Raw genomic sequence first — 8,704 nt, 5'->3', positions numbered from 1 at the left:
TTCAGAAAGAGTCTGAAATTCAGAAAGAGCCTGAGGTTCAGAAAGAGCCTGAGGTTCAGAAAGAACTTGAGGTTCAGAAAGAACTTGAGGTTCAGAAAGAGGATCAAATGATGCTTGAATTTATTGATCTGGATAAACCTGAAGGGAATAGAGCAATTACAGAAACCAAAGTTAGCCCTAGACTGCATAAGGATGAAATTCAAGAAAACAAAGAGCCTGAATCTCTCGAAGCACTAGAGTTTGAACCAGGTTTATATGAATTAATTAAAGATAAGACTAAATCTCAGGCAGATAAGTCAACAGCAGAGGTTGACCCTGATAAGGGATTGGATTTTGTTCTTCCTTTCGATCTTAATTCTCAAGAACCAAAAGAGTCAGCTAAAAAGAAAGAGGATGTTATTTTAGATTTTGAAATTGAAAGTGTTGAACCAAGATCTAAAGTCGATACAGGGGAAGATCCAAGTGGTAAATTGGAGACAAAGAAATTTCCTATTGGACCACTTGGAGATGAAAAAACTCAAAAGAATATTATCACTGATAAGAAGCCAGATATAAAAATATTTAAGTCAGAGCCCAGTGAAAATAATCGAACTTCTAATCCATTAAAGAGTAAAAAAGCATTAGATACCTTATTAGATTTGGCAAAAACTTATATCAGTATGGGGGATATAGAGACAGCAAGAGACTCCCTGGATGAAGTGATGGAGCATGGAAGTTCAGAGCAAAAAGAAGAAGCCACAAAGCTTCTGGAATTTTTAAAAGATAAATAGGGTTTGTCTTTATTGATTAAATGAGTTCCCAGAAAAAGAAAACTGCTTTTTTCCTAAAATCCCTATTCGCACAAATTCAATAAGATTTTTTTAGCAAAACATTTCCAATTTTGTTGATTATACATATATTGATTTCTTTTCAATTGAAATTTGCCATTTGCAAAATATACTGATACCCAATAAATGACTTTGCACTCGTTCTAAATGCAATTTTTACCAAAATCATCCTGAATTGCACTACTGAAATGGTAAGAAGAGGTTAATTCTCTAAAAAATGCTCTCTAAGCAGCATAGGTATAGACAAAATAAAAAGGGTGTTATAAATTGACCCTTTTATGCAGGAAAATTGAATGCGTATTGCCTTAGTGGTCGAATACGATGGTAGTCAATATCATGGTTGGCAAGCTCAATCAGGTTTGCACACAGTTCAACAAGCTGTTGAATTTGCGCTATCGAAAGTCGCAGATTGTCCTATTTCTGTTGTTTGCGCAGGAAGGACTGATACAGGAGTTCACGCCACTAATCAGATTATTCATTTTGATTGTGGGAAAGAGCGTACCATACGAGCCTGGATACATGGGGCTAACTCATTTTTACCTAAAGATATTTGTGTTAAATGGGGTAAAGAGATGCCAGAAAGCTTCCATGCCAGGTATTCAGCGATTAGCCGAAGGTATCGCTATATTATTTACAACGGCACAATCCGGCCAGGATTATTGCGCAGTAATGTGACATGGCAGTATCGCCAATTAGACCATCGTTTAATGCATCAAGGTGCACAATACCTGATAGGTGAGAAAGATTTTACTTCGTTTCGATCTGTCGAATGCCAGTCAAACACACCAATGCGTAATGTTCATCAATTGCAAGTGACACGACATGGTGATTTAGTGGTCATTGACATTACAGCTAATGCTTTTTTACATCATATGGTGCGAAATATAGCTGGTGTACTTATTGCTGTTGGCTCAGGGAAATATCCTGTTACCTGGGTGAATGATGTTTTAGGAGCAAGGGATAGGAAATTAGGTGCGGAGACAGCACCTTCCTATGGGCTTTATTTAGTGCAGGTTGCTTATCCTCAGGAATTTGGTGTGTTTCAAGGTAACCCAGGTCCTTTATTTCTTTGGGAGAAATAGTTGAACCATCTCGCATACGAATAAAAATGTGTGGTATGACTCGTCCAGATGATATCGAATATGCGATTCATCTGGGAGTTGATGCTATTGGCTTGATATTTTACCCAAAAAGCACGCGTAATGTATCGCTGGAAAAAGCCAAGATCTTAGTCAATAATATACCTGCATTTGTTGATATTGTGGCAGTGTTGGTAAATCCCGAGCAATCGTTTGTTCGACAGATCATTGATGAAATTCCTGTCCAGCTATTACAATTTCATGGTGAGGAATCTCCAGAGTTCTGTAAACAATTTAATAAACCGTTTATCAAGGCTATTCACCCTAAAACAACGATGCAAATACAACAGTCTGTCACTGAATTTATTGAGGCAAGAGCTCTATTATTAGATACACCATCAAATAAGGCCAAAGGTGGGACTGGATTAACTTTTGACTGGAGGGTTATTCCTCGGGATTTACCTAAACCTTATGTATTAGCTGGTGGCCTGAATGAATCTAATGTTTTGGAGGCAATAAAGGCATGCCATCCTTATGCGGTTGATGTCTGTAGTGGTGTTGAGGCCTTACCTGGAGTAAAAGATCATTTAAAAATGAGCCGATTTATAAAGGCAATATGGGGATAGTATGAGTAAAAAAGAGCTTCCAGATGAATCTGGGCATTTTGGCCCATATGGTGGTATGTTTGTGGCGGATACCTTGGTTCATGCTTTAAAGCAATTAGAGCATGCTTATGCTACATATCGCAAAGATCCAGATTTTCTTGCTGAGTTACAGTTTGAACTAAAGGACTATGTAGGGAGACCTAACCCCTTATATCATGCCGAGCGCTTAAGTAAAAAAATTGGTGGGGCACAAATTTATCTGAAACGTGAGGATTTAAACCACACTGGGGCTCATAAAATTAATAATACCGTTGGGCAAGCCTTACTTGCTAAGCGAATGGGAAAAACCCGAGTAATTGCTGAAACAGGAGCAGGTCAACACGGGGTTGCCACGGCGACAGTGGCAGCTAAGTTTGGGTTTCAGTGCGTAGTGTATATGGCTCAGAGGATATTAAACGCCAATCCAGCAATGTTTACAGGATGAAATTATTGGTGCTGAGGTAGTCCCTGTTACTTCTGGATCAAAAACTCTGAAAGATGCTTTAAATGAAGCAATGAGGGATTGGGTTGGCAATGTGGATGATACTTTTTATATTATTGGAACTGTTGCTGGTCCTCACCCATATCCTCAAATGGTTAGAGATTTTCAGACGGTTATAGGAATTGAAGCTCGATCCCAGCACCTAGAGAAAACAGGACGTTTGCCAGATGCTTTGGTGGCTTGCGTTGGCGGTGGCTCGAATGCCATAGGACTATTTTATCCATTCTTAAATGATCAATCGGTAGCGATTTATGGCATTGAGGCAGGGGGTAAGGGATTGGAAACTGGGGAGCATTCAGCTTCTTTACTTACTGGAAAACCTGGGGTACTTCATGGTAATCGCACCTATTTGCTTTGTGATGAGTATGGACAGGTGAAAGACACCTATTCCGTATCAGCAGGTCTTGATTATCCTGGTGTAGGACCTGAACATGCTTATTTAAAGGATACGGGGCGGGTTATCTATAAAGCAATAAATGATTCTGAAGCTTTGGATGCCTTCCGTACATTAACTCGTATCGAAGGAATTATCCCAGCGTTGGAATCCAGCCATGCCATAGCTTATGCTATGCAATTGGCAAAAACAATGTCTACTAATCAAAGCATCATAGTGAATTTATCTGGGCGTGGTGATAAGGATATGCACACAGTAGCGGCTATTGATGATATAACAATTTAATTTTGATAAATTTATTCAGGCACAATATGAATCGAATTGATAAGACTCTGGCAAATTTGAAAGCCAGTGGAAAAAAAATGCTGAGCCCTTATATTACTGCAGGAGATCCTCATCCTGATCTGACAGTCGGTTTGATGCATCAATTAGTGAAGGGTGGAGCAGATATATTGGAGTTGGGGATACCATTTTCCGATCCTATGGCAGAAGGTCCGGTCATACAGCGTGCTATGGAAAGAGCTTTATCTCATTCCATTCATTGTGATGATGTACTAAATATGGTTAGGGAGTTTCGTAAAGAGGATATCGAGACGCCTGTGGTTGTCATGGGTTATTTAAACCCCATAGAGCAGTATGGTTATGATCTGTTTGCACAAAAGGCAATAGAAGCCGGGGTGGATGGGACCATTTTAGTTGATTTGCCTCCCGAAGAAGCCGATGGAATTTCTCGTGTTTGGCAAAAGCATGGTTTATATAGCATTTATTTATGCTCACCGACTACTTCCGATGAAAGAATGCATTTTATTAACGAACATGCTAATGGTTATCTCTATTACGTATCGTTAAAAGGCGTGACAGGGTCTGATGCACTTCAATTATCAGCCTTAAAAGAGCAATATTTAAGAAGAAAGGCTCAAACCAAATTGCCTTTAATGGTTGGCTTTGGAATAAAAACACCTGAAATGGCTGCTGAAGTCGCTGAATTTGCTGATGGAGTTATTGTTGGAGCAGCGTTAATTAACAAAATCATTGAAGCTTATGAGACTAAGAAAGACTCTCTGCAAGCGGGAGCGGCTTTACTGAGCTCCATGAGGCAGGCAATTGATAATATTGGAAGTAAAACATGATAGAGCAAACTGAAAAACGAGCGCATTTTATTAGACAGTTAATCGTAGATGATTTGGCGAGTGGGAAACATCAATCCATAGTGACTCGTTTTCCTCCGGAGCCTAATGGTTATCTTCATATTGGGCATGCCAAGTCTATTTGTTTGAATTTTGGTTTGGCTGAAGAGTTTAATGGGAAATGTTTTTTACGATTTGATGATACAAACCCAATAAAAGAAGAGGAAGAATACGTCAACGCAATTATTGAAGATGTTCGTTGGTTGGGATTCGAATGGTGTGCCATGACTCATTCCTCTGACTACTATCATGAGCTTTATGAGCTTGCCATTTATCTTATTAAAAAAGATATGGCTTACGTGGACAGCTTAAGTATGGAGGATATTCGAGCTTATCGGGGCACCTTACAAGAACCTGGCCGTGAAAGTCCTTATAGGAACAGGCCTATAGAGGAAAGTCTTGACTTGTTTGCTCGTATGAAAGCAGGTGAGTTTGCTGATGGAACGCATGTATTAAGAGCAAAAATAGATATGAAATCAGGCAATTTGAATATGCGTGATCCGGTTTTATATCGTATACGTCATGCCTACCATCAACGTACAGGAAATGAATGGTGCATATATCCTATGTATGATTATGCCCACCCTATTTCAGACGCCTTGGAAAAAATTACCCATTCCCTCTGTACTCTGGAGTTTCAGGATCATAGGCCTCTTTATGACTGGTTGGTTGATAATTTGCCTTTGCCAGCAAGACCAGTGCAAACTGAGTTTGCTCGATTGAATTTGTCTCATACGGTCACCAGCAAACGTAAGCTGCGTGAATTGGTTGAAAAAAAAATAGTCTCAGGGTGGGATGATCCTCGACTGCCGACTTTGCGTGGAATGCGTAAACGAGGGTATCCTCCTGCTGCAATTCGACAGTTTTGCGAAATAATTGGTATATCACGGAGTGATTCAGTCATTGATATGACTGTATTGGAAGAATGCGTTCGTGCCGAATTTAATAAAACAGCAAAACGTGCCCTATGTGTTATGGATCCTTTAAAAGTAGTTATTTTGAATTATCCTGAAGATAAAGTAGAACAGATAGAAGCTCCTTTCTACCCACAAACTACTGAATCATCAATGAAGAGGCGGTTACCTTTCTCCAGAGAAATTTATATTGAGAAGTCTGATTTTATGGAGGATCCTCCTAAAAAATACTTCCGATTGTCTCCTGGTGCTGAAGTGCGGTTACGAAATGCTTATGTCATCAAGTGTGAAAAGGTCATTCATGATGCTCAAGGAAACATAACCGAATTGCATTGCACTTACGATAAAAATACCTTAGGCAAAAATCCTGAAGATCGTAAAATAAAAGGAGTGATACATTGGGTATCTTCTGCTCATGCTTATCCAGTCACTATTTATCAATACGACAGATTGTTTACAGATCCTAATCCTGCTCGGGAGGATGATTATTTCCAGTTCCTGAATCACGACTCTTTACGAACTCTCAATGCATTATGCGAGCCATCAATGGCTGAACAGCAGGAGGGTGAAGTATTTCAATTTGAACGTTTAGGCTATTATTGTGTCAATAAGGTAGTTGATGGGCATGTTCAAGCTTTTCATCGGGTAGTGGATTTGAAAGACACTTGGGGTAAAGTGAATTAAGGGGCAGAGATGTTGTATTTATATAATTCTTTAACCAGAACAAAAGAACTATTTATTCCACTAAACCCTGGAAAGATAGGAATGTATGTCTGCGGGATTACTGTGTATGACCATTGTCATTTAGGGCATGCCCGTTCTATGGTTGCATTCGATGTTATCGTTCGCTATTTGCGCTCACAAGGATTTGATGTTACTTATGTCCGAAATATCACTGATATAGATGATAAGATTATTGCTCGCGCTTCAGAAAGAGGAGTATCCATCGATGCATTGACTACTCAATACATCGATGCCATGAACAAAGATACCCAGGCTTTAAATATTTTGCCGCCCGATCTTGAGCCAAGAGCAACAGGACATATAGGAACCATAATTCGTTTAATTCAGCGCTTGCTTGATAATGGTAATGCCTATCTCAGTGATAATGGTGATGTATGTTATGAAGTAAGTACCTTTCCCAAGTATGGTAAATTATCTCATAAAGACATAGAAGGCCTGGTTTCGGGGTCCCGTATTGAAATTGTCAAGGAAAAACGCTCGCCACTGGATTTTGTATTGTGGAAAAAAGCAAAACCAGGTGAACCTAGTTGGCCTTCACCCTGGGGAGAAGGGAGGCCTGGTTGGCACATTGAATGTTCTGCTATGGCCATGCATGAATTAGGTGAACAATTCGACATTCATGGAGGTGGATTGGATTTGCAATTCCCACATCATGAAAATGAAATTGCTCAAAGTGAAGCGGCAACTGGTAAACATTTTGCCAATTATTGGTTACATGTCGGGATGTTGCAAGTGAATGGCGAAAAAATGGCAAAATCAGTAGGAAATTTTTATACTATTGCTGATGTATTAAAAGATCATCATCCAGAGGTAATACGCTATTTTCTTTTGAGTAGCCATTATCGGAGCCTCTAAATTACTCAGAAGAAAATTTATTAAACACGAAAAAGGCTTTAACTAGGCTTTATCAGGCTATTAAGGAGGTTCCATTACAAGCAGGAGACAGCCAACTGGATAATTATTGGCAAGAACAATTTAATCAAGCCATGAATGATGATTTTAATACTCCAGTCGCCTTATCTGTTCTTTTCCAATTAACTCATGAAATCAATAAAAGCAGCTCACCAGTTTTGGCTAATACTTTAAAACATCTTGCAGGTATTCTTGGAATTTTGCAGGAAAACCCAGAGTCGTTTCTACAATCTGGTTTGCTAGATGAAGAAAAAATTGCTATAGAGCAACTAATCGCTGAGCGTATTCAAGCACGTACAGAACGTAATTGGGCGAAAGCCGATCAGATTAGAGCTGATTTATTGAAAAAGGGCATAGAATTGGAAGATGGAGCAACAGGTACTACTTGGCGTAGGGTTACTGAGTAGGTAGGAACTGTTCACGCTTATCGCCGGGATGCCATATTTTATCTGCGCTCTAAAAAATCCCAATTCATTCGTGCACCATCAGCAATACCCACATAGGTTGCATTAGGGTATTGTAATTTAATGCGGTACGCCTCTCGCTCAAGACGCTCCAAAAAGTTCGCCTTGCTATATTCTGGGGCTGCCCCTAAATAAATAGTATGCAACCTCTCTCCAATCTTATTATACAAGGTAATTGTTCCTGTCATGGCTTCTCGCCAACCTTCATTGACCATGAGCACACAAGTACCATCAAGACTCACAGATACCGTGCTAACGACGTCATCAATTTTAGGCGTTTCATACATCCAGTCTGCTTCCGCAGCTTGAGCAATTGAGTTCACCATAACCACGACATTCATTTTTTAGCACGAGAATTAGATGATTGGTTAGTTGAAGGAGTTCATGCCCTTATCGATGGCAGTTATGCACCACGATTTCTTAAGCGTTGTTATTTTTCAGTGAAAAGGAAGTTGTAAAACGCGATACTATGCCAGCTGACCATCAGTTATTATTGAATTATTTGAAAAACACATTTGGAAGCGCTGCATCAATAAAAACTGCTTATGAAGCTGGTTTTTCTGGATTTTGCTTACATCGTTATTTAATAGCAAATGGTATCGATAATATTGTTGTGCCCCCAGGTTCTATTGAGGTCTCATCGAGAAACCGGGTAAAAACTGATAAACGAGATGCATTAAAAATTGCTACCCAATTATCAGTAGGTAGATTACGCGGAGTTTTTGTACCCAGTTGTGAACAAGAAGAAAAGCGGAGTGTCACACGATTGAGATTAAATATGGTTCGATTAAAACGACAAATTGGCGCTGAATTAAAATCATTATTGTTTACTCAAAACTTGATAGATAGCGACGATGATACCGTACTTAACCAGGAGTGGCTTTTCAAAAAATTAGCAGAAGTTGAATCAGGGAATCATTCTCCGTATTTCAAATATACTATCAGTGAATATGCTCAGCAATGGCAGCAACTCAATATTCGCATCAGATGGGGTTTCTCCGGCGCATCATCAGTTACTTGCATCGATGGTGTCTGTG

6 protein-coding genes and 3 pseudogenes are annotated in these 8,704 nt (G+C 39.5%); 8 read left to right on the top strand and 1 reads right to left on the bottom strand.

From position 1 onward, the window contains the following. The 7 genes and pseudogenes from OK13_RS13115 to cysS form a co-directional block, all read left to right on the top strand. Positions 1-770: FimV C-terminal domain-containing protein (locus OK13_RS13115; RefSeq protein WP_035891496.1), on the top strand; the 770-nt coding region annotated here is incomplete at its 5' end. 350 nt (positions 771-1,120) lie between these two features. After that, positions 1,121-1,909, top strand: coding sequence for a tRNA pseudouridine(38-40) synthase TruA (gene truA / locus OK13_RS13110; RefSeq protein WP_035891493.1), 789 nt, complete (start codon positions 1,121-1,123; stop codon positions 1,907-1,909). Beyond that, entirely contained in the window at positions 1,906-2,532 is a 627-nt protein-coding gene (locus tag OK13_RS13105) for a phosphoribosylanthranilate isomerase (RefSeq protein ID WP_277619312.1), read from the top strand. The genes truA and OK13_RS13105 overlap by 4 nt, the downstream gene beginning before the upstream one ends. A 1-nt stretch (position 2,533) precedes the next feature. Next, a pseudogene (gene trpB / locus OK13_RS13100) lies at positions 2,534-3,731 on the top strand (tryptophan synthase subunit beta). 26 nt (positions 3,732-3,757) lie between these two features. Beyond that, positions 3,758-4,576: a tryptophan synthase subunit alpha gene (gene trpA, locus OK13_RS13095; protein ID WP_035891491.1), complete on the top strand. Its 819-nt coding sequence runs from the start codon at positions 3,758-3,760 to the stop codon at positions 4,574-4,576. Next, positions 4,573-6,231: a glutamine--tRNA ligase/YqeY domain fusion protein gene (locus OK13_RS13090; RefSeq protein WP_035891489.1), complete on the top strand. Its 1,659-nt coding sequence runs from the start codon at positions 4,573-4,575 to the stop codon at positions 6,229-6,231. The genes trpA and OK13_RS13090 overlap by 4 nt, the downstream gene beginning before the upstream one ends. 9 nt (positions 6,232-6,240) lie before the next feature. Continuing rightward, positions 6,241-7,610 (top strand): annotated as a pseudogene (cysS, locus tag OK13_RS13085) (cysteine--tRNA ligase). Positions 7,611-7,654: 44 nt separating this feature from the next. Here cysS and OK13_RS13080 read toward each other — a convergent pair. Further along, positions 7,655-8,005: pseudogene (locus OK13_RS13080) on the bottom strand (ISKra4 family transposase); the annotation flags it as partial. 131 nt (positions 8,006-8,136) lie between these two features. Here OK13_RS13080 and OK13_RS14015 point away from each other — a divergent pair. Then, on the top strand, positions 8,137-8,704 hold a 568-nt coding region (locus OK13_RS14015; protein WP_152571704.1), incomplete at its 3' end, for an IS110 family transposase.

Source organism: Legionella norrlandica (genome assembly GCF_000770585.1).
Taxonomy (GTDB): domain Bacteria; phylum Pseudomonadota; class Gammaproteobacteria; order Legionellales; family Legionellaceae; genus Legionella; species Legionella norrlandica.
This window is presented reverse-complemented; position numbering and strand designations above follow the sequence as displayed.